Origin of the sequence: Caproiciproducens puteiluti (assembly GCF_052442865.1) — a bacterium.
Taxonomy (GTDB): domain Bacteria; phylum Bacillota; class Clostridia; order Oscillospirales; family Acutalibacteraceae; genus Caproiciproducens.
In genome coordinates, this window is the sequence record NZ_CP194790.1 from 2,854,525 (window position 1) to 2,877,075 (window position 22,551).

19 protein-coding genes are annotated in these 22,551 nt (G+C 53.6%); 3 read left to right on the top strand and 16 right to left on the bottom strand.

The window, feature by feature from the left end; genetic code table 11:
- Positions 1–41 precede the first annotated feature (41 nt).
- The 3 genes from ACRQU7_RS13850 to ACRQU7_RS13860 form a co-directional block, all read right to left on the bottom strand.
- A complete protein-coding gene (locus tag ACRQU7_RS13850; RefSeq protein WP_444641413.1) occupies positions 42–1,322 on the bottom strand; it encodes a diaminopimelate decarboxylase in 1,281 nt (426 codons plus the stop codon).
- 7 nt (positions 1,323–1,329) lie between these two features.
- Positions 1,330–2,025: a TrmB family transcriptional regulator gene (locus tag ACRQU7_RS13855; RefSeq protein ID WP_444641414.1), complete on the bottom strand. Its 696-nt coding sequence runs from the start codon at positions 2,023–2,025 to the stop codon at positions 1,330–1,332.
- Positions 2,026–2,090: 65 nt separating this feature from the next.
- The gene (locus ACRQU7_RS13860) at positions 2,091–3,866 is read right to left on the bottom strand and encodes a methyl-accepting chemotaxis protein (RefSeq protein ID WP_444641415.1); all 1,776 of its coding nucleotides are present in this window, start codon (positions 3,864–3,866) and stop codon (positions 2,091–2,093) included.
- A gap of 395 nt (positions 3,867–4,261) precedes the next feature.
- Between ACRQU7_RS13860 and ACRQU7_RS13865 the strand changes: the two genes are divergently transcribed.
- The 3 genes from ACRQU7_RS13865 to ilvD all read left to right on the top strand — a co-directional run bounded on the left by ACRQU7_RS13865 (position 4,262) and on the right by ilvD (position 7,498).
- Entirely contained in the window at positions 4,262–4,864 is a 603-nt protein-coding gene (locus ACRQU7_RS13865; protein WP_444641416.1) for a LexA family protein, read from the top strand.
- 155 nt (positions 4,865–5,019) lie between these two features.
- Positions 5,020–5,706 (top strand): FadR/GntR family transcriptional regulator, encoded by a 687-nt coding sequence (locus ACRQU7_RS13870; protein ID WP_444641417.1) that lies wholly within the window; start codon positions 5,020–5,022, stop codon positions 5,704–5,706.
- Positions 5,707–5,842: 136 nt separating this feature from the next.
- A complete protein-coding gene (gene ilvD, locus ACRQU7_RS13875; protein WP_444641418.1) occupies positions 5,843–7,498 on the top strand; it encodes a dihydroxy-acid dehydratase in 1,656 nt (551 codons plus the stop codon).
- Between the two features lie 129 nt (positions 7,499–7,627).
- Here the strand turns inward: ilvD and ACRQU7_RS13880 are convergent, their stop codons facing one another.
- The 13 genes from ACRQU7_RS13880 to ACRQU7_RS13940 all read right to left on the bottom strand — a co-directional run bounded on the left by ACRQU7_RS13880 (position 7,628) and on the right by ACRQU7_RS13940 (position 22,549).
- Positions 7,628–8,356 carry an HAD family hydrolase gene (locus tag ACRQU7_RS13880; protein ID WP_444641419.1) on the bottom strand — a complete coding sequence of 243 codons (729 nt, stop codon included), beginning with the start codon at positions 8,354–8,356 and terminating at the stop codon, positions 7,628–7,630.
- Between the two features lie 44 nt (positions 8,357–8,400).
- Positions 8,401–8,910 carry a GNAT family N-acetyltransferase gene (locus ACRQU7_RS13885; RefSeq protein ID WP_444641420.1) on the bottom strand — a complete coding sequence of 170 codons (510 nt, stop codon included), beginning with the start codon at positions 8,908–8,910 and terminating at the stop codon, positions 8,401–8,403.
- Between the two features lie 51 nt (positions 8,911–8,961).
- Positions 8,962–9,978 (bottom strand): peptide-methionine (R)-S-oxide reductase MsrB, encoded by a 1,017-nt coding sequence (msrB, locus tag ACRQU7_RS13890; RefSeq protein WP_444641421.1) that lies wholly within the window; start codon positions 9,976–9,978, stop codon positions 8,962–8,964.
- A 93-nt stretch (positions 9,979–10,071) separates the two neighbouring features.
- Complete coding sequence (locus ACRQU7_RS13895) at positions 10,072–10,848, bottom strand: phosphatase PAP2 family protein (RefSeq protein ID WP_444641422.1); 777 nt, start codon at positions 10,846–10,848, stop codon at positions 10,072–10,074.
- Entirely contained in the window at positions 10,845–11,807 is a 963-nt protein-coding gene (locus tag ACRQU7_RS13900) for a diacylglycerol/lipid kinase family protein (protein WP_444641423.1), read from the bottom strand. Before ACRQU7_RS13900 ends, ACRQU7_RS13895 begins: the two co-directional genes overlap by 4 nt.
- A 26-nt stretch (positions 11,808–11,833) precedes the next feature.
- Positions 11,834–12,298 carry a late competence development ComFB family protein gene (locus tag ACRQU7_RS13905; protein ID WP_141825867.1) on the bottom strand — a complete coding sequence of 155 codons (465 nt, stop codon included), beginning with the start codon at positions 12,296–12,298 and terminating at the stop codon, positions 11,834–11,836.
- Between the two features lie 6 nt (positions 12,299–12,304).
- Positions 12,305–13,066 carry a ParA family protein gene (locus ACRQU7_RS13910; protein ID WP_444641424.1) on the bottom strand — a complete coding sequence of 254 codons (762 nt, stop codon included), beginning with the start codon at positions 13,064–13,066 and terminating at the stop codon, positions 12,305–12,307.
- A gap of 78 nt (positions 13,067–13,144) precedes the next feature.
- The gene (locus tag ACRQU7_RS13915) at positions 13,145–14,086 is read right to left on the bottom strand and encodes an alpha/beta hydrolase (protein WP_444641425.1); all 942 of its coding nucleotides are present in this window, start codon (positions 14,084–14,086) and stop codon (positions 13,145–13,147) included.
- A 240-nt stretch (positions 14,087–14,326) separates the two neighbouring features.
- Entirely contained in the window at positions 14,327–16,882 is a 2,556-nt protein-coding gene (locus tag ACRQU7_RS13920; RefSeq protein WP_444641426.1) for a diguanylate cyclase domain-containing protein, read from the bottom strand.
- A gap of 271 nt (positions 16,883–17,153) precedes the next feature.
- Positions 17,154–20,234, bottom strand: a complete 3,081-nt coding sequence (locus ACRQU7_RS13925; protein WP_444641427.1) for an AAA family ATPase — start codon at positions 20,232–20,234, stop codon at positions 17,154–17,156.
- The gene (locus tag ACRQU7_RS13930; protein WP_444641428.1) at positions 20,224–21,363 is read right to left on the bottom strand and encodes a metallophosphoesterase family protein; all 1,140 of its coding nucleotides are present in this window, start codon (positions 21,361–21,363) and stop codon (positions 20,224–20,226) included. Before ACRQU7_RS13930 ends, ACRQU7_RS13925 begins: the two co-directional genes overlap by 11 nt.
- 162 nt (positions 21,364–21,525) lie before the next feature.
- Positions 21,526–21,948 carry an Hsp20/alpha crystallin family protein gene (locus tag ACRQU7_RS13935; RefSeq protein WP_141827993.1) on the bottom strand — a complete coding sequence of 141 codons (423 nt, stop codon included), beginning with the start codon at positions 21,946–21,948 and terminating at the stop codon, positions 21,526–21,528.
- Positions 21,949–22,207: 259 nt separating this feature from the next.
- Positions 22,208–22,549, bottom strand: coding sequence for a cupin domain-containing protein (locus tag ACRQU7_RS13940; RefSeq protein ID WP_444641429.1), 342 nt, complete (start codon positions 22,547–22,549; stop codon positions 22,208–22,210).
- Positions 22,550–22,551 lie beyond the last annotated feature (2 nt).

A 22,551-nucleotide genomic window follows, 5' to 3' on the forward strand; every position in this document is an offset into this window, starting at 1 on the left:
AAAGCCATTTTTGTTATATCATCCATTTTGGCAGGATAAAATCAATCTTCTTTTCCGCGGCCGCCGTTTTCCGGAAACAGTCCCATAAAATCAAGGGTCGCGAAATAATCGGCCGGGGTTTCCGCGCGGCGGATGAGCTGCGCCGACCCGTCCTCTTTCAGCAGCACTTCCGCGGAGCGCAGCCTGCCGTTGTAGTTGTAGCCCATGGCATGGCCGTGCGCACCGGCGTCATGGATCACCAGAAGGTCCCCCATGTCTATTTTCGGAAACATGCGGTCAATGGCAAATTTGTCGTTGTTCTCACACAGGCTTCCGACAATATCGTATTGGTGGTCGCAGGGGGCATTTTCCTTCCCCATTACCGTAATGTGGTGGTACGCGCCGTACATGGCGGGACGGAGAAGGTTGGCCGCGCAGGCGTCCACCCCGATATATTCCTTATAAATATGTTTTTCATGGATTGCTTTCGTTACCAGACAGCCGTACGGCCCAAGCATAAAGCGGCCAAGCTCGGTGTAGATAGCCACGTCCTTCAGGCCCGCCGGAACAAGGATTTCCTCAAAGGCTTTGCGGACGCCTTCCCCGATTTTTGCGATATTGGCCGGTTTTTGTTCGGGACGGTAAGGAATCCCCACGCCGCCGGACAGATTGATGAAGGAAATCGCGATGCCCGTTTTATGGTAGAGATCGACAGCCGTACGGAACAGGATACCGGCCAGCGTCGGGTAATACCCGTCGTCCGTCGTATTGCTGGCGAGGAAAGCGTGGATGCCGAAGCGCCTGGCCCCCAGCTCTTTCAGCTTCACAAACCCTTCCTCCAGCTGTTCGCGGGTAAAGCCGTATTTGGATTCCCCTGGCGTGTCCATAATGGCGTTGCTGATCTGGAAGGTTCCGCCCGGATTAAAGCGGCAGCAAATGGTTTCCGGAATGCCCGCTGTGGATTTCAGAAAATCAATATGCGTAAAATCGTCCAGATTGATCAAAGCGCCCAGCTTTTTTGCCAGCTCAAATTCCTCAGGCGGCGTTTCGTTGGACGAAAACATGATGTTCTGTCCGTGAAAGCCCACCGCGTCGGAGAGCATCAGCTCGGTCAGCGAGGAGCAGTCGACCCCGCAGCCCTCTTCCTTCATGATTTTCAAAATGACCGGATTGGGCGTTGCCTTTACCGCAAAATACTCACGGAAGCCGCTGTTCCACGCAAAAGCCTTCTGCAGCTTGCGCACGTTCTCTCGGATTCCCTTTTCATCATAAAGATAAAACGGAGTCGGAAATTGGGTTGCGATCTTTTCAAGTTGTTCTTTGTTTACGAAGGTATTTTTCAAAACAGTTTCAGCTCCCTTTCGTTACGGTAATCAGTGTGATTTCATTTTTCAGCGCCTCTTTGAAAAGCTCAACCAGATTGCGCTTTTGAGAATACAGACAGGTGGACTCGGAACCCGCGGCGATATCGCCGGTCAAAACGCTTTTGGAATCGGCAATCAGGCGAATCTGATGCCGCTCGGTTTCCGTGTGGTACACCAGCGCGCCTTCCAGTTCAAACGGAGGGTCGGTAATAACGACGACCTTCAGCTCCCGGCGCAAAGCCGAACAGAGCTGCGGCAGAAGCAAAGAAAGCGTCTGTTCGGACACAGCAAGGTAAATGCGCTCTTTCGCCGCGTCGATCATGTTCTTCATTTTATCCATGATGTTGGCCTCGCCCTTGACGGTAATGTACCCCTCGCCGGCTTCCCGGCGCTTGGGCGCCGCCCCCACCAGCAGCTCCCGGTACTCCTGCATGCGCCGGATACGGTTGCTGCAGAATTCCCCGACCGGAACGGGAAGATACCGGGTGGCCGTGTCTTCCTCAACCAGGGCCGCGCCTTTTTCAACCAGACCGGCCAGCGCCGTATAGGTATTGGAACGGGATATGCCGGACGCTTTCGCGGCCTCATATCCCGTCAGTTTTCCTTCGGAGCAGAGCAGAAGATACAGGGCCGATTCCTGCCGTGTAAGATTGTAATATCCCAGCAGTTCCACCAGGTCCATCATGCCGCCCCCTGTATAGTGTTTCTCTATAGGAACACTATACAATATTTATCCTGATTTGTCAATTAATATTTCTGGCCCGCCGCCTCCGACGTCAGGTATGAAAGATTATTTTCAGCTTTCGCGCCGGTTTCCGGGCCTCCTTCGATCACCGTAAGCTTCCTCTTTTTCAGCTGAAAGGCACCGACCAGCTTCCTGAGCATATCCGCCTGTGCGGACAGTTCTTCGCTCGCCGCCGCGCTTTCCTCCGCCGTGGCGGAATTCGTCTGGACGACCGCGGAAACCTGATCCACACCGGTTGTGATCTGTTCGATCGCGGCGGCCTGATCGGAAGACGCCATATCGATTTTGACGATCGTTTCTCCCACAAGCCCCACCTTGGCCGCGATCTCATTCAGCTCTTTCGCCGTACGCCCGGCGATAGCGGTACCGTTTTTTACGCTCTGGATAGAACCCTCGATCAGGCTGGTGGTCTGCTTGGCCGCGTTCGCGGACTTGCTCGCCAGATTCCGCACCTCGTCGGCCACCACGGCAAATCCTTTTCCGGCGCTGCCGGCCCTTGCCGCCTCCACGGCGGCGTTCAGGGCAAGGATATTGGTCTGGAACGCAATATCGTCGATCACCTTGATAATTTTTCCGATCTCATTGGAGGTATCGCTGATTTCCTCCATGGAAGAGAGCATCTGCCGCATCTGTTCGTTGCCCTGTTCCACCTGTGCGACGGTATCTTTTACATAGCCCGCCATTACCCTGACGTTATCCGCCGTCTCGCTGACTTTTCCGGAAACCTCGGTAACGGAGGCCGCCAGCTCTTCCACGGAGCTTGCCTGCTCTGTCGCGCCCTGCGCAAGCTCCTGAGAACCGTCGGAAACCTGGGCCGCTCCGCTGTTGACCTGTTCCGCGGAGGTATCGATGGCCGCGAGAGTATTGTTCAGCTCGTCGGATATCTGCATCAGCGCCTGTTTGATCGGAGCAAAATCCCCCGCATATTCCTGTGTAATATCCGCAGTCATATCCCCCTTTGCCATCCGTCCCAGTTTGTCCGAAATATCCGCGACATACAGCTTCAGACTTCCGGCGGCCGACTGCAGCGACCGGGCAAGGGAACCGATTTCATCCTTGGACGAATAGGTGACATCTACGTCCAGCTTTCCCTGCGCGATTCTCTCGGCGGCGACGGCCATTTCATTGACCGGCTTGCTCAATTTTCTGGCCAGCCAGAAACCCCAGCCGATGGAGACGAAGACACCCAGAAGAATAATCACAATCAGCACGAGCATCATCGTATCCCCGAGCTGCTGATTGGCGTCGTGGTTCGCCTTCGCGTTACTGACCCGGTTCTGCATGCACTGGGTATAATTGTCGGTCACCTTGATGTTGATCTCCATCAGCTTTTTCAGGTTGGTCATGGCTCCGCTGACATTCTTCTGCCCGGTTTCCTGAACGATGGCTTCAAAGGTCGGCCAGAATTCTTCGTCAAACATGGTTTTCGTCTGGGCAAACAGCTCTTTCGTCGCCGCCGTCGAAATAGTCGGTTCGTACTGTTTAACCGCATCCTCATATTGCTTTTTATATTTTTCGGTATTTTCAGCAGCTGTCTTGAGCTCTTCCGGGTTATCATAATATAATATGTAATCTCTGGACAGCCCTCTTAAACGGTCAAGGTTCAAAAGGATATCCGACATGACCGGCAGAGGTGCGGTCTGCTGCTCATAGAGCTTTGTACTGGAAGCCTCCATTTGCCGCATACTGTAAATACCGGCGGCGCCGACAATGACCGTAATCAAGGATATCGCCAGAAACGACAGGATTAGTTTCTTCGCAATTTTAAGATTCTTCATAATTTTTCTCCATTTCTCATTTTCCATGCTGGACTCTTTTTCACGATCCCGCTTTGTCCGGGTCGTGCACTCATACTCCCGCTGCCCGCCCGGTTTCCCTTTCCGGACGCTTTCCCTCCGCAGCAATGTTCTGCTCCACCTGCTTTTCGTTTCTCCCCTTTCCCAAACGCGGCCGGCTGCCATTCCTCCGGCTATATGCCGGTCACATTTTTTGTCTGTTTTTTCGGTTCGGTCCATTCCGCTTCTTCTTTTTAATTTATCGACCTGTATATCAATTATATTTATATTTTTGTTTATTATTTTTTTAATCGATCACAATATATTTGTTTTGCTTATATATAGTTTACCTTTTTTTACGGCACAATTAAAATTCATAATGAAAGGAGTTGACTTCATTGAATCGAATCAAAATACTAAGAATGAAAAATAAATTAAAGCAGCAAGAGCTGTCGAAAATCATCAATGTCAGCCAGGCGTCCCTCTCCGGATACGAAAGCGGAAAGTACGAGCCCGACAATAAAACCCTGCTGAATCTGGCGGCTTTTTTCGGCGTGACCACGGATTATCTGCTGGGAAAGGACTCTGTTCCCGACCCGCCTGGCACCTCCAAAAAAATACCTGTGCTCCGAAGCCTGCGCGCGGAGGTATCGGCCGAATCCGCGAAAGATGTGGTAGGATATGAGGAAATCAGCGGAGAAATGGCAAAACAGGGAGATTTTTTCGCAATCAAAATGCATGGTGACAGTATGGAACCGCGCATTCAGGACGGCGACACCGTAATTGTGCAGAACCATTCCATGGTGGAAACCGGGGACATTGCGGTTGTTTCCATCAGAGGGGACGAAGCGACCGTTAAAAAGATAGCAAAATATGCAAGCGGGATCACCCTGATTCCCTATAACCCCAAATATGAACTGGTCTCCTATTCAATGGAAGAACTAACCAGGCTGCCGGTCGTTATTCTTGGCAAGGCGGTACAATTAAGAGGAAAGTGTTAGGTAATGCGGAAAAATCATATAGTAACGCCGCATTGGCCAGCAGCCGGTGCGGTATTTTATTGCCGCTCTTATAGACATCAGACATCCTTATTGAAATAGGATGTCTTTTGCGGTATAATCATGCTGAAAACATCAAAAATACGGAGGAATCGGCAATGAAGGCAAAAGAAAAAAGCCTTGCGGAAAATATCGCGGACGATATTGTCGCAAGGATCACCATTGATAAAAAATATTCGGCCGGAGACAAGCTGCCCAATGAAAACGAGCTGTCCGCCGACTTAAAGGTCAGCCGGACTACCCTGCGGGAAGCAATCCGTATTTTAGTGGCGCACAACATATTGGAGATCCGCCGCGGAAAGGGCACCTATGTCAAAGACAATCAGGCCATGGACCGGGGAATTGACCTGAACCCGCTTTCCGCTTTCCCGATGGATGTGAAGGACCTGTATGAAATGCGCCTGATCTTTGAGCCGCAGTCCGCCTATCTTGCCGCAAAAAGGGCCTCTGACAAGGAGTTGGAGCGCATTCTGCACTACGGCAGGCTGGAGGAAGACCTGATTTTAAAGAAGCAGGACCGTACGGAGATAGAGCAGGCCTTTCACAAGTCCATCGCAAAGGCGACCCATAACGAATTTATGAACCGCCTGATGCCCATCCTGTATCAGGCCATCGGCAAGGGGGTCATCTTATCCAACACCAAAGAGGAGATCGTGCAGAATACGCTGAACGATCACCGCATGATTATGGAATTTTTATCCAAGCGGGACGCATTGGGCGCAAAGACCGCCATGGAGCTGCATATTATCCACGCGATGAGGGGGTTTGGCATCATGGAGGAATAAAAGAGCGAAATAAATAGTATTTTTTATCAATTGACATAAGACATCATACAATATATAATAAATTATACAACTACGGCAGCCGGAACCACCCTGCTTCGGCTCGCTGCTGTCAATCAAAGAGTGAGGTGCTTGTAAAATGAACAGTGATGCAGTAACCAAAAGCGTACCGCAGCGCGCGCTGTTTCACGCGCTGGGTTTTACCAATGAAGAATTGGAGCGTCCGATCATCGGAATCGTCAGCTCGCAGAATGAGATCGTTCCGGGGCATATGAATCTGGACAAAATCGTGGAAGCCGTCAAAACGGGCGTTTCCATAGCGGGGGGAACCCCGATCGTGTTCCCGGCCATTGCGGTTTGCGACGGCCTTGCCATGGGGCACCGCGGCATGAAGTATTCACTGATTACAAGGGAGCTGATTGCCGACTCGACCGAGGCGATGGCTCTTGCCCACGCCTTTGACGCGCTGGTGATGGTGCCGAACTGCGACAAAAACGTGCCCGGCCTGCTGATGGCGGCGGCGCGCCTCAACATACCCACCATCTTTGTCAGCGGCGGGCCGATGCTCGCCGGACTGGTGGACGGACAGAAGACCAGCTTTTCCAGCGTTTCGGAGGCTTCCGGAGCGTACCGCGCCGGTAAGATCACAAAAGAAAAGCTGCTGGAATTTGAAAACAAGGTCTGCCCCACCTGCGGCTCCTGCTCCGGCATGTACACGGCAAACAGCATGAACTGCCTGACGGAGGCCCTTGGAATGGGGTTAAGGGGCAACGGGACCGTTCCCGCCGTTTACTCGCAGCGCCTTCAGCTTGCCAAGCACGCGGGCATGCAGATTATGGAGCTGCTGAAAAAGGACATCCGCCCCAGGGACATCATGACGGAGGATGCGTTCAAAAACGCGCTTACCATCGATATGGCGCTGGGCTGCAGCACCAACAGCATGCTGCACCTGCCGGCCATCGCGCACGAATGCGGCATCTCCATCGATCTGAACATTGCGAACGAAATCAGCGACAAAACGCCGAACCTCTGCCATCTTGCCCCGGCGGGACATACATACATGGAGGATTTGAACGTCGCGGGCGGCGTTTACGCCGTGATGAATGAAATCAGCAAGCTCGGCCTGCTCAAAACCGACCTGATTACCTGCACGGGCAAAACGGTCGGGGAAAACATTGCGGACTGCCCCGTTCTGGACTACGGCGTGATTCGCTCTGTGGAAAATCCGTACAGCAAAACCGGCGGCATCGCCGTGCTGAAGGGCAATCTGGCCCCCGACGCCTGCGTGGTCAAGCGCTCCGCGGTCGCTCCCGAAATGCTGAAGCACGAAGGCCCCGCCAGGGTGTTTGACTGTGAAGAGGACGCGATCGAGGCGATCACCTCGGGAAAAATCGTGGCGGGTGACGTCGTCGTCATCCGGTACGAAGGCCCCAAGGGCGGCCCGGGCATGAGAGAAATGCTGAACCCGACCTCCGCCATTATGGGAAGCGGTCTGGGCGGAAGCGTCGCCCTGATTACGGACGGCCGTTTCAGCGGCGCGACCAGAGGTGCGGCGATCGGACACGTTTCGCCGGAAGCCGCTGTGGGCGGAAATATCGCGCTGGTTGAGGAAGGCGACATTATCAAAATCGACATTATGGCCAACACCATCGATTTTGCCGTCAGCGACGAAGAACTGAAAAAACGCAGGGAAAACTGGAAGCCGAGAACCCCCCGCATTACGGAGGGCTGCCTTTCCAGATACGCCGCTTTGGTCACCTCTGCAAACAGGGGCGCCGTTCTGGAACTGAAATAAGGAACCATGCGAACTGCGGCCGTCAACGGATTTGATCCGTTGACGGCCGCTTTTTGTATCAGGACGGAATCCCCCTGCTATCAGAATATGCGGGCAAGGGTTCCTCCGTTCCTGTATTTTCAGACTTTTTTAAACAAGGTCCAGCGTATTGATATTCAGGCGATAGGTCACGTCCTTACGCTCCACGATCACCGTAAATTTTTCTTTGAGCTGATCGTCGTTTTCGATGTGGGAAAGCAGTTCGCGCGTGGGATTGACCGCGACCGGATTCCCGACGAGCTGCAGCATGGAATAATCGCCGTTGGTGTCGCCGTAGGCATAGCTTTGGGACAGATCGATATCGTGCTTCTCCGCCATTTCCAGAACCGCCTTGCGCTTGCTCTGGGAATCCCACATCGGGATAATTTCCCCGTTGTAGGTACCGTTCTTTCCGACCTGATAAATGGTTCCCCGGTAATCGTCCATGCCGTACATCCGGGAAACCTCGCTGACCAACTCGATCGGCGAACCGGAAATAGCGATGACGATATGGCCCTGCTTCTTATGCCACCGGATACGTTCCCGCGAATAAGTATATACGCGCTCTCCCTTTTGCTCAATCACCTTTTTCGCGATATAGGCAATGTGAAAAGCACTGGTGTTTTTGACGGTCTCCGTGTAGATATCCACCATTTTCTGCAGGTAGATATCGTAATCGCCCACGCGTTTGTCCCATCTGGTAAAAGCGGGCTCGACTTCGTTGTCCCATTTGCTGTTGTCGATCAGTTCGTATTTAATCATCTTCTTGAACATCTCGCTGATGAGACCTTCCCGGGAGATGGTCCCGTCAATATCAAAAAAAGCCGCGATTCTTTTCATGATGAATCCTCCTTTCCGAGTTCGTGCCAAAAAACCGCAAAAATTCAGTCGTCCCTGATTCTCGCCATTATGTACTCATCGGCGTACTGTCCCCGGCGGATCGCCGCCTTCCGTTTGACGCCCTCCCGCACAAAGCCCATCTTTTCATAAAGCCGGATGGCCTTCTCATTGTCCGTGTAGACCGTAAGCTCGACCCGGACCAGCATCAGCCAGTTGTCCGCCATGTCGAGTAAGGCTTCCATCAGCTTTTGACCCACGCCCATTCCCTGATACGCCCTGTGCACCATGATGCCGATTCCCGCCGAGTGGCGCATGCGCGGGCTTGCGTAAACGCTCAGGCCCGCGCAGCCGATTGCTTTTTCCACGCCGTTTTCATCCGTCGTCACCGCAACGAACTGATGGGTATTTTCGTTTATATTGGAAATAAACCGTTCACTGTGAGAAACAGTTTCGGACGGAACACCCAGAATGTTTTCCATCACTCCGCTCATACGCCGGATTTCATTGATATCCGGCGCGTCCTTCAAACAAATCGGGCGAATGGTAAATTCCATACCGATCCCTCCTCTTTTCCGTTTTCAGCTTTATATGCGGCTGAAAACACATTATTCTTCTATCAGTTTTATAAACTGCCCGTATCCCTGTTCTTCCATTTCCTGAAGCGGGATAAAGCGGAGGGACGCACTGTTGATACAGTAGCGAAGGCCGCCCTGCTCCTTCGGGCCGTCGGGGAAAACATGGCCAAGGTGGGAATCCCCGTGACGGCTGCGCACCTCGGTACGCACCATGGAATGGCTGGTATCCCGATTCTCCGTCAGGGAGTCGGCGCGGATGGGTTTCGTAAAGCTGGGCCAGCCGCAGCCCGATTCAAACTGATCGCTGGAAACGAAAAGGGGCTCTCCGGTCACGACGTCCACATAAATCCCCTTTCTGCGGTTGTCCCAGTATTCGTTGTCGAACGGCGGTTCGGTGGCGTTCTGCTGCGTGACGCGATACTGCATTTCCGTAAGGGAAGCCTTCAGCTTTTCCGGGGCAGGCTTTGGGTAAGCCGCCTTCCCGGCGGGCGGGGTCTGCTCCCGGAGGGAGGAAAAGTCCACATGGCAGTAGCCGCCGGGATTCTTTTCCAGATAATCCTGATGGTACTCCTCTGCCGGATAGTAATTTTCCAGCCGGCCGACTTCAACCGCGATCGGCGCGTCATATTTTTTCTGTTCCTTCGCGATATATTCCCGAATCACCGGAAAATCCGCCTCATCCCGATAATAGATTCCCGTGCGGTACTGGGTTCCGATATCGTTTCCCTGGCGGTTGACACTGGCAGGGTCGATGATTTTAAAATAGAAATCCAGCAGCGTCGGAAGACCGGTCTTCTCCGGATCATAGAAAATATGAACCGTTTCCGCGTGCCCGGTAACCTTCAGATCATGGTAGGAAGGATTCGCCGTCCTGCCGTTCGCGTAGCCGACATCTGTTTTCGCCACGCCGTAGATACGGGCAAAATAGGCCTGTACCCCCCAGAAGCATCCGCCCGCAAGCCAGATTTCCTTTAATTTTTTGTTGCTGTAATCCGTTCCGGCATTCGGGTTGGCCGGAAGGCCGGACTTCACGCCATATTTCTGCATAAGAACCTTCCTTTCGCTGTTAGGATTAAATTTCTTCTATTATAGATAGTATCAGCCGATTTGGCAAGGATTTTATCTTTTTTCGACGGGAATTCAGATGACGAGCCGGAAGATCACCGCGTTGACCAGCACGCCGATGAATCCCCAGAAGGTGCCCAGAATGGCGCCCGCCAGCACGTCGCGCGGGTAATGCATCCCCATATACATGCGCGTGGCGCCGACCAGCGAGGCGAGCACGTAAAGCACAAGCGCCGCCGCAAAGTTGCCCTGAAAATACTGCAGAAGCATCGTCGCCATGTAAAACGCCTGACTGGTATGGCCGCTGGGAAAGGACTTTCCCCGCGCCCGGATACCCACCACGCGGACATCCTCAAGATAGATAAACGGTCTGGGCCGCCGGATGACGGCCTTCATCAATTCCACAACCAGCCACAGGGTCAGCGTTCCCAGAACGAATTCATACGCAAGGTGGGCATTGACGGCAAAATAGAGGACAAGCGCTATGATCAGCGTAACAATGCCGTTCCCCAGCTCGGTAAGAAGGAGCATTGTCCGGTCCAGCCAGCGCGGACGGGTGCCGTGCCGGTTGAAAAGAGAAAACACATAGGCGTCTATGCTCTGCCCTGTTGACCACACCAGAGAAAGCAGCAGCAGGCAGAACACAAAGAGCATGCAGATCAGCGGAGTGTTCCCCTTGATGCTGATCCACACGTTTTTCCAGAAGGTATGGGGGACAAAAACAACATAGAGGGACAGCGCGACAACGAGAACGGGCACCCAAAAAACCGGCCGGAGATGGCGAATCCTGCCGATCAGCCGTTCACACCGCTGTACCCATTGATTCTTTTTTAATTGATCGATCAGCTTCATTTCCCGTCCCCAATTGATCTTTTTGTTCTTTTCGGCTCCGGCGCTTTCGTCATCACCGCCAGTGTCCGGCGCTGCAGCTCAATATGGACCGGCCCTTCCCCCAGCGTAATGCCGTCCGCCATCAGCTGCATGGAAGGGGTGGCTTCCATGTCCACCGTACGGGCATGGAAATGCTCAACGCCGGAATCCTCCGGTTCACCAAGTTTTGCCCCCTTGAACGCGCGGCCCAGCAGCTTCAGCTTGGATAAATTGGAAAAAATCAGGATGTCCAGCAGTCCATCCCGGAAAGCTGCCGTTTCTCCCACCTGGTAATGCCGTCCGACGTACGGCATATTGGTAACGAGGACCAGATGACCCATCCTGACGATTTCCCGCTTTCCATCCAGCAGAATTTTGATCTTGGAGGGCGTCAGCGACACAAGGGTGGAAAGGAAATCGCCCACCCGTTCTAGATGCCCGTGCTGGATATCGTCTCCCGCCGAAAAAATCGAAGACAGCAGGCCCGCCGAGCAGATTTCCAGAAAAGAGGTGCGGCCCGCTGCGCAGTCAAGAAGCCCCATATCGATCTTGGTGCGTTCCCCGGTGCGCAGAAGGGCGATGGCGGACGGAATATCCTGCGGGATGCTCAGGCTGAGCGCCACATTATTCTGGGTGCCCGTGGGGATAATGCCCAGCGTCGCGGGCAGACCCTTCATTTCTTTGGCAACGGCGGAAACGGTGCCGTCGCCGCCGCAGACGACAAACATGTTGACGCCCTGCGCCATCGTGTCTTTTACCATCTGCGAAAAATCGCTGTCCGGTTCCGTCAAATACACCTCCGGCACATACTTCCACTGCTGCAGCATGCTGATGACATCCATCAGCTGAATCGGGGAAGCGTTTGAAGAACCGGAGGCCGGGTTGAAAATAAGCTTGACGCGCCTGCGCCGTTTATCCGTAAAATACGTTTCTTTTTCCATTTTGTCCCGCAAAGCCCTTTCTTTCCTTAATGCCTGGGATGCGCACGGACCGCCAGAATCGCCTGAATGACCGCCGTGACCACCTGTGCGTTGGTCTGGGGATCGATATCCGGCGTGGGCTGGCCCTCCTGCAAAACCATATATTTCGGGGGAAGCTTGTTCAGCGCCATCGCGACAATGTCCTTTTTGCACCGGTCGCATTTGCAGCACTGAAAACGCGCAAGCGCCGATTCCAGCTTTTCCAGCACGATGCTTTCCATCGTATTGACAAGGATGGTCGGCTGGGTATCCATAAACGCGACGCCCACTTCGCGGCGCATAATGGTTTTGTGCTGGTTCAGCGGTTCCTCCAGCGCGGCGCGCGTGTTCTGCTCGTCGCTGAGCCCGCTCGGGCTTTCCGCATCCTGCGAAGCCTTTGCCGTTCTGGAACCGGAGGGCATCAGCATTTTATACATCAGGTCTTTATCGATATCTTTCTTCGTCCTTGCCATCAGTCATTATTCCTCCTTCTCCAGCAGCTCATCCGTAAATTTAAGGTAATCTTTCGCAATATTGTTTCTCGGCGAGTAGTCCAGGATGTTCTGCTGGATGGACTGAGCCTCGCTGATGACGACGCTGCCGCGTATGTAGGAATCAAACAGCGGAATGTTCAAATCCTGTGCGATCAGTTCCGCCGTACCCCGGATTTCCCTGCTCAGGAGGGTACGGGGGTTGAATTTTGTCAGAAGGATTCCCGAAACGGTCAGAGAGGGATTGCAGTATTTTTTGACACGCTCAACAGCCTCATACAGCTTTGTGATTCCCTGCAGGCTGAAAATATCCGAAAGCATCGGAATCACGATCGTATCCGACGCGGTAAACGCGTTGATGGTCAGGATGCCGAGCGCGGGCGGCGTGTCCAGAAGGATATAGTCGTAGAGGCCGAGAATCGGCTTCAGCGCCTCTTTCAGCAGAAACTCGCGTCCGGTATTGGTAAATTCAAGCTCGATCCCGCTGAGCAAAATGCTGGATATAATGATGTCGGCCGTATCCGATTTCTGAATGGCATACTGCGTTTTCACGCCGCCTTTCAGCACATCATAAATGGTGGCGCAGGTTTCGGTTTCAGCGCCTACGCTGAAGCCAAGGTTTCCCTGCGGGTCAAGATCGATCATCAGAACACGAAAACCCTTCCTCTTTAATCCCGCCGCCAGACTGCAGACGGTAGTCGTTTTGCCTACCCCGCCCTTCTGATTGGAAATTGAAATAATCCTGCTCATTTTCATGTCCCCTTCGTATGAATGTCTGCAACGAAACAATTATTCTTATCATATTATAATTTTACAATATTTTCAATCCTATAAGGCTTTTCCTTCACCCTCCCGGTTCAAAAAATCGTCGATCAGGCGATAGCACTCGCGGACCTGACGAAAAACCGGCGGAAGCGAAAAAAAGCCATGCAGCGCGCCGGGGATGCGGCGGACCTCCACTTCGTTGCCCGCTTCCTTCAGGCGCTGCCCGTAATCCTCCGCCTCGTCCCGGAGCGGGTCGTATTCCGCAGTAATAATCAGCGTTTTCGGCTGACGGCTGAAATCCTTGGAGGCCAGCGGCGCGAAGTAGGGGTTTTGCAGATCCTCGTCGCTGGCCTGATACAGCTTCATATAATCGCAGATACTTTTTGAGGTCAGCAGATACTTGCTTCCGTTGTCGCGCACGGAAGCATAGGGCGATTTTGTCGTATGGTCGGAGTAAGTGGAGGGGTAGATCAGGATCTGGCGCTCGGGCAGAAATTCGCCCCTGTCGCGCGCCATCAGGGAGACGGCCGCCGCAAGGTTTCCCCCGGCGCTGTCCCCGGCCACCGTGATTTTTTCGGCGGGGACCTTTAGCAGCTCCGTGTGCAGAAAAATCTCCCGCACCACACGGTAGCAGTCCTCCGGTGCGGCCGGGAAATGGTATTCCGGCGCAAGCCGGTAATCGACCGACACCACGGTGCTGCCGGTCATATTGGCCATATTCGCGCAGATCCGGTTGTAGCCGTCAATGGTTCCGGCGACCCAGCCGCTCCCGTGGAAGAAAATCAGCAGGGAATCAGGCCGGTTTTCGCCGGGAGCAAATATCCGTACGGGGATATCATGGTTTTCATAGGACACGACATGATCCCAAGTCTGATAAGGGAGCTTTCCGAGATGAAGCCCTCTGATACGAATGACCGTGCGGTGAAGCCGTTCGCTTTCCTTTTCTCCGATATCCGTATAGGAAAGCGCTCTTAATGCAACACGCATCAGCCTTTTTACCGCCATTGTCCTTCGCCTTCCGATCATTCGTAATTTTCCGCCGCAATCGTATTGACAGCATTCCCGGTTGTTCCTGCAACAAGGTTGCGTTCCTCCCCCGCCTTCGGCGGGGGAGGAACGCGTTTTGTCTTGCAAACTGAAATGCGATCGCTATAGTATTGACAGCCCGGCTGCATTTTATCGACATCCGGAAACGAAAAAGCGGCATGGAATTTTCAGTATTCCATGCCGCGCGCCCGTCATTCTTTATTTTTCGCAGTCCGATGAATCGGAATAAAAAGCAAAACAGTCCTTGCCCTGCTTTTTCGCCTTGTAAAGCGCGCTGTCCGCTTTGGGATAAAGCTCCGGATACGTTCTCCCGTCGGCCGGATACATGGCGATGCCGATGCTGCCGGAAATGCTGTATTCCATATGGCCGTCCGCATGGGTATTGCGGAAGATGTCGCACATCGCTTCCGCTTTTTCCGCGATCAGGTCGTCCGTGGAGATATCGCGCAGAAACACGAGAAATTCGTCCCCGCCGATACGCCCGACCACATCGGAAGTACGGAACAGCTTCTGGAGCTTCGCGGAAATGTCGCAGATCACCTTGTCCCCGGCCATATGTCCGAACTGGTCGTTGATGGATTTAAAATTGTCAATATCGATCATCATCAGCGCGTGGATTCCCGACGTATCCGCGCCCGACAGATGATCCTCGATCTGGGACTGCGTGGCGGTCTTATTGTAAAGATTCGTCAGCGCGTCGCGCTGCGACTTGTCCATCAGCCTTTGCATTTCCTTTTTCTGGCTGTCGATATTATACGCCTTGCCAACCGCTTTGCTCGGTTTGCCGTAGGAGTCGTACATGATTTTCGCTTTCACGCGGTGCCAGACAAACCGGCCCGTTTTGGTAATGAAACGGAATTCGATTTCATACTCCGTATTGCCCAGCTGGAACTCCTTTAACAGCGTTCGAAACTGCTGCAGGTCTTCCATGCAAATGCTCTGGTTGTTTAGAATATCCTTCATGAAATTCTGGATGTGCGGATACTGCCCGGTCAGAGCGGTGAAAAGCGGGGAAAAATCCATCCGGTCGGTTATGATATCGTATTCGAACATGATATCGTCGGAGAGGTTCTCCGCGATCTGGTAACGCTCCCTTTCCACTTCCAACTCTTCCTGCGTCTGCTTGAGCGAGGTAATATCCGTGTAAACGCACTGGTAAATCACCTGATTGTTCTGATTGACGGTGTGCGTTCCGCTCAGGGAGACCCAGATGACGCCGCCGTCTTTCTTTACCATGCGGAATTCCGCGGTAACGGGCCTGTTTTCCTCGATCTGCCTTTTCAGCAGAATCGACACAAGCTGGGCATCTTCGGCGTGCACATTGCGGATTCCTTCTTCGCCCGGGAGCCGGGCGTATTCTTCTTTGGTATATCCGCACAGCTTATAGAACCCGTCGCTCGCGTAGACCAGCTTCAGCCCCCCGTCGTACAGGTACTGCGCCACGCCGCCGGGGATGCTGTTTGCCAGCGTCTGCAGCTGCGTCATGATCTCATTCGCTTTTTTATGCGCCTGTTTCGACTCGGTAATATCCACAACGACGGCGAAAAATTCCCGGTACCCGTTCTCATGCGTCACAATTTTAGCCCGGTTGAGCAGCCAGCGGATATTCCCGTCCGCCGTGACGATCCGATATTTTACCTCCGCGAAATTCTCTTTGGAAATCTGATGGTGAATGCTGCTGATGGTCTGCATACGGTCTTCTTCATAAATCATGTTGTAGAAGGAACGGTCATAGGCGCCGAGGAACTGGTCCAGGGTATATCCCAGCATTTTCAGAAGCCCGTTGCTCACAAACTGGAACTCCGCCTTTTCGTCGGCGCTGAAGCGGAACGCGCCGCCCGGCAGGTTGGCGATGAAGGTTTCCAGCTCCACCTTGGTGCTTTTCAGCTCGTCGTTCTTCCTGCGGAGCCGCTCTCTGTTCTTTCTTTCCGACAGAATAACATAAGCCGCAAACAAAATCAGTCCAATGGTAAGCTTGATCACCAAAGAGACGGTATACGTCAGAATTTTGTTGGATTTCGAGGTAACGGCATTGATGGAAACCGTACCGATCACATACCAGTCCTCCATACCGACCGGCGTATAGGAAACATAATACTCCCCCATATTGGAGTAATAGTGGGAGCTCCCCTTCTGTCCGCTTCCCATGGCCGACTTGATCTGGCTGAGAGCGGATGGGTCCTCCAGTGCCAGCTGCGTGTCCGTAAAAATATTCTCCTCCGTCTGCCGGGAATCCGGCGAGGCGATCACCGTTCCGTCCCCGCGTGCAAGCCAGCATTCTCCCTTTTCCCCGGAGCTTTCCGCGTTCAGCAGGCTGCTGAACGATTTTGCAGGGATAATGGAGCTGATGGCACCGGTAATTTTTCCCCCGTGCCGGACGGGCACGGCCACGACGATGCTGCGGGCACCGTCCGTCCTGGACTGGGACACCACCGAGACGGTCGTTTTGCCGTTCAGTGCCTGCTGAAAATAGGGGCGGTCGCCGATTTGGATGGTTTGTCCCCCGGCAAGGCAGCAGGTTCCGTCCGGCAGCCCCACCCCGACCGCAGCCGACTGATCCGCTTTCTTCAAATCAACCAGCAGGTCCTTCACAGAGGCCTTGTCCAGCGCGGCATTTTTCGCGCCGATTGCCTGAGCGGCCAGTTCCATGGAGGAAATCGTGTTGTTCAGTTCTATGTTGACCATTTTGGCATTATGCTGGGTATCAGACAGCAGATTTTCCTGCACTTCTTCTTCAAAAGTTCGGTTTAGCAAAAAAGAATATCTGCTGAAAGACAGAATCATAAACCCAACAAAAATAGCGATTATCAAAATTGCTGTTATGGGCGTATTGATTCTTCTTTTCACTGAAATACTCCTCCAAGACGACGAAATTTCCACCAGTCCTCAGCAGGATTACTAAAGATAATTCCATACTTATACTTATAATATCATAAAATGAATGTAAAAGAAACCATTTATTTCCAATTTCCATTTAAAAGCGCGGCATTTCGGTTCTTCTGGCAAAATAGCAGGCACATACGGTTTAGCCGATCTTTTTCGTCACGGCGCTCAGGCCTTCCCGGCTGACCATTTCCAGAATGTTCCTGTGACAGGTAAACAGGATGATCTGGGCGCCGCCGCTGTTCCCGGCATAATCGGCGAGGAATTTCAGTCCCTGTCCTGTCCGTTCGTCGTCGTACTGCAGAAAAACGTCGTCCAGCAGCAGCGGGAGCTTCGGGCCCTCTTCCGAAAGCAGTTCCGCGACCGCCAGCCTGAGCGCGAAATACGCCTGATCGATCGTGCCGCTGCTCAGATACTGCCATTCGTGTGAAACCGCGTTTTCCGCGTCCTGCACATTGATATCGAAATTCTTGGAAACGATCACATTCTGATATTTTCCGCCCGTGATGCTGCTGAAGATCCGGGCGGTTTTTTCGTTCAAAAGGGGACCGAAGCTCTGGCGGATTTCATTGAAGGCCTCCGTGAGCGTTTCCTTTGCAAGGCTGAGGGACTGATACTCCGATTCCTTTTCCGCAATTTCCTTCTGCAGCTCCTCCGTTTCCTCTTCCAGCTCACTGACATTCTTTTTCCCCGCGAACCGGTTTTTGATTTCGGAGCCCGTCTGAATCAATTCTTCCCTTGTTTGCTGGAGCTGCTGTAAGCATTCGGCACCGAGCCGCCTGAGGTTCTCCGCACCCTGATCGTCCAGGGGCTCCGGCAGCTGCCCCGCGCCGGCGCTGAGAATCTCTTCCCGCGCCGCCCCGGCTTCCCGCTCAAGCTGTTCGGCGGGCTTTCCCTGTCCCTGCTCCTTGAGAGATTCCGACTGGCTTTCAATTTTCTGCCGCATGGAACGGAGTTCCTCCATCCGATTTTTCAGTTCCTGTACGGCGCTCACCGCTTCCCCAAAAGAGGAGACCGGCCGATACGCACTGAGAAAGGAAAGGAAGGCGCCGGTTTGCTCCCGCAGGCTTTCCTGCGCCTGAGTCAGGGCCTCTTTCGCCCTGTTCAGATTTTCCCGTCTCATGGCCGCCCGCGCCTGAACGCTCCGGAACCGCATCAGCTTGTCCTGAAGCTCCTCCACGGTCCGGCACCCCAGCTCCTGAAGCTGAGACTTTATCCCGTCCGCAAGCGCCGCTTCCCGGGCCGTTTTCGCGTTCAGCTCCTCCTGCAGAGCGGAAAGGTCGGTCCGCTGTTCCGGGCCGTCCGCCGGGAGCTCCGCGCGTTTTTTCCGCACATCCTTTGAAAGGCCGTCAAGCTTTTCCTCGATAAATCCGAGTTTCAGCTCCAGTTCACGATTCCTGCGTTCCGCGGCGGACATCTGCTCCTCCGCCATGCGGCAGAGATCTTCCGCCTGTGCGGCGAATTTCTGCACCTGTTCTTCTCTGGCCGACACCGCCTGCCATTCGCCCGCTGCTTGCTCTTCCGCCCGCTTTGCGGCTTCCGTTTCACGTTCTGCGGCAAGACGCACGCTTTCCAGATTTGCTTTTGCCGCCGCGGCTTCGGCTTCGTCCACGACCGTCGTGGCCACGGCTCTGGTTCTGGTCTTCCCAACAGAGAGAACCGCCGTCACTCCGGCAAGAGCCAAACCGGCAAAGCAGACGGGCGACAGGGCGATTCCCAGCGCAACCGATGCAGCGGCGATCAGAATCGCCCCGATCAGCAGCCCTTTCCTGATTTCGCGCCCAGCATTTTCGTTGACCATTACCTGCCGGGGAGTGCCGGCCTGTTTCAGCCGCTCCTGCGCCGTTTCTATTTTTTGCGCGGAAAGGGCCTGCACGGATTTCAAATGCTGCCCGGCGGCCTGATACGCCGTGTTCGCACTTTCCCTGCGCTGTCCGGCGAGCACAAGCTCTTTCTTTTTCCGGTCAAGGTCCTCCCGGCAGGTCTGGCAGGACCGCCGCGCTTCTTCCAGCTCCAGAGAAGCCTCTTTGCAGGCGTTTTCCTGCTCCTGCTTCTGCCGTATCTGCGTTTGCAGCGCTTTTTCCGCTTCCGCCAGAGCCGACCGTTTTTTCTCCGTTTCGGCAACGAGGCGAATGGTTTCCCGAAGAGCAAGAATGTCCCGGCTTACCTGTGCACGCTCCTGGTCCCGTTTCTTTACTTCCTCCGGCACTTCCGGTGAAATTTCCTCAACCGGCTCGCAGGAGGACGGGTCCTCCTGCTCCAGGGTAAGGACATTCCTGTTTCTCTCCTCCAGAAGCTGCTGAAGAGACCGGACCTGAGTGATCCTTTCTTCCGCGTTCTGAACAAATTCCTCGTTAAAGACAGTGCCGCCTGAAGTAAGGCGCCCGGCTTTCTCCTCATATTCTTTGATCTGCGCGTTGAGCTCCCTTTGCTTCTGAACGATTTTGTCCAGATTCTGAAGCTGAATAAGCTTTTTTTGCAGATCAGACTGAGTTGTATAATACTGATATTTCTGTTCCAAAACTTCTTTCTTTTCGTTCAGCTCGGCATACCGGCGCTCCATCCGCTTTTTTTCTTCCTCGTCCTCCAGAGCCGCCGCCCGCTCCTGAGCAAGCCGCTCCTGCTGCTGATAGCCTTTATCCAGCACGCCGATCCTGCCGCTTTTGGATTTCAGCTCGTTCATGGCGGCCTGCAGACGGGTTTCCACCCGTTTCTGCGACACGCTTTCATCCCCGGTGGAGACCAGGTTCAGAAGCTTCTGGGTAATTTCATCGTCCCTGTCCGCACCGGCCATGCTCCCGGCCTGCCCGATAAAGACGCTTTTTTCAAACGCCGCGGCCCCGATTCCAAAAAAGCGCTGGCCAAGATCGGTGTTGCTGGCGATTTTCTCTTTTTCCCCGGTCGCCTTATTCCACAGGCTGATTTTATCCGTCGCGTTGGATGCGCCGAACAGTCTTTCCAGCCGATAGACGGTCCCGTTATCCTCAAATTCAAGAAATCCCGACATTTTGGCCCCGTCCCAGGGCTGATATTTTTTGCGGATATTTTTGGAAAGGTCGCCGCTTCTGCCCTCGGAACCGTAAAACATCATTCTGATAAACGCCATGATGGTGCTTTTTCCGTCCTCGTTATTTCCGTAGAGGATATGGAAGCCGTCCGTCAGATCGAGCGTATACTCCCTCAGCTTGCCGAAATGCCCTATGTAAATCCTGTTAATTTTCATTCAGCTTTACCTCGCTGTCAAACGCTTTTAAACCGATATCGAGCGCGCGCCGGAGTTGTTCCTTCTGCGCTTCGCCCGCCGCGGCGCCGATTTTTTCCAGCATACGCCGGACAAAAATCCCCTTTAAGGAGGTTTCCTTGGACAGCGCGTTTAAATCGGCCCGCAGGCGCGTTTCGTCCCTGAGCTTCACAAAATACAGCTCATTTTCCAGCCTTGCCGCAATCGCGGCGCAGTCCGGCGAAAAGGAAGCGTCCAGCGCTCCCTCCAGAATGATTTTATAGAGATTGTCCGCATACGTCTCCCCAAACTGCCGCTGCAGCGCGTGAAGGACGACGGCCGCCGCCTCGTTGTTGGCCGACACCCCGCCGATATCGACGCGGACCTCTAAATTTTTCCTTCGGCATACCGGGCGGAAAGCGAGGTCAAGCCTGTCCCTGCTCACGGTACCGATATAAACGCCCTTGTCCCCCAGCTCGTCAAAGCCCCTGCCCTCCGGACAGCCGCAGTAGGCGTAAGCGGTCCTTCCGCTGTGCAGGATTTCGGTGCGCATATGGATATGGCCGAGCGCAAGGTAATCCATGCCGCTGAAACGAATCCGGGACGGGGTAATCGGGTTATAATTGCTTGACTGGTTCTCGGCGACCAAGTCCCCGTGCAGGACGCAGATATTCAGCAGGTCGTCCCGGAGCGCACCGGTTTCTCCCAAAAGAGGTTCCGTGACATAGGTTCCCGTAAATCCCGCGCCCCACACGCGCACGCCCTTTCCGGGCAGCTCAAAACAGTCGAAGCCGGACTGAAAAATATGTACGTTTGCCGGCCAGTCCGGGTCGGCGTACGGGGAATCCAGAGAAACATAGTCGTGGTTCCCCGGTGCAACGGCAACCGCCGTTTCCGGAATTTCGGACAGCGCTTTTTTGACGGAACGGACCGTCGCGGTATCCGTACCGGAGCTTTCAAAAAAATCCCCGGCGATCAGAAGCAGCTCCACGCCTTCTTCTTTGCAGAGGGAGACGATCCTGTCAAACGTCATCAGCATTTCTTCCCTGCGCTGGCCCGCTTTGCTCCCCAGCGAGGTAAGCTCCGCGCCGAGGTGCAGGTCGGCGCAGTGCAGTATTTTTATTTTATTCATTCCTTTACGCCCCCGGACAATATTCGTTTAATTGTTTCTATTATATCAAAATCAGCAGGGGAAAGCAATTGCCGGGCGGCTTTGCCGACGGAGCGGAAGGCCCCCAAAAACAGACGAAAAAGGCCGCCCGGGAAAATCCCGGGCGGCCTTTGGCCTTTGCTGTTAACGGATTTCTATTCTGCGGCTTTCGGGTACCACGGTTTCCACCTTCGGCATACTCAGCTCCAGAACCCCGTCCTTGTACTCCGCGGAGATCTCCTTGGCTTTGACATCGGAGATATCAAAGCTGCGGGAGAACGAGCCGTACCTGCGCTCCCTGCGAATGTAATTGTCCTTTGTCTCCTCGGTTTCGTCCTTGTGTTCCGCGCTGACGGTCAGCCTGTCACCCTCGATATCGATCTTGATATCTTCCTTCTTAAAGCCCGGCAGCTCTGCCTTCAGCAAATACTTGTCGCCATTATCGATCACATCCGTACGGAAAGCGGAAAAGCTTTGCGACAGATCGCCGAAGAAGTTTTTCTCCATGTTATCAAAATAGTTGAACAAGTTGTTTTCCCTGCGTCCAAACGGCATTAAATCAAACATCATCAAAACCTCCATATTCATTCATTTGATTTCTTCGGAAGCATTGCTTCCTTTTACAATTCTTACTATATCCGATGATTATGAAAAATAATCATATAAAATATGACCAAATTATTAATTTTAGCACTCTAATGTTTAGAGTGCTAAAATTCATCAAAATTTCCGATTGGACCGGCAAAAATCGCGTTTCAGAGAAAAGGAAAACCGGCCCTCCAGGCGATACGGAATCACCGAAGGGCCGGTTCTGACGGAGGAAGGATCAATTGGGGAACACGACGATCAGAAACATTTTGAACTGCTGGGAAGCATAGACCGCGTGGGGCGTTTTCGCGGGCATAACGATGGTCTGTCCCACTTTAAGAAGATGCTTTTCGGAACCGATGGTAATTTCGCCCTCCCCATCCAGCGCAATGACCATCGCGTCGCCGTTCGACTCGTGGGAGCTGATCTCCTCCCCCTGGTCAAAAGCGAAAAGCGTCAGGCTGACCGCCGGGTTCTGCGCCAGCGTCTTGCTGACGACCTGACCCGGCTGATAGGTTACCAGCTCCGCCAAAGTCAGCGCGGTCGAAAAATCGATATTCTTAAGATAATTCTTTTGCATAC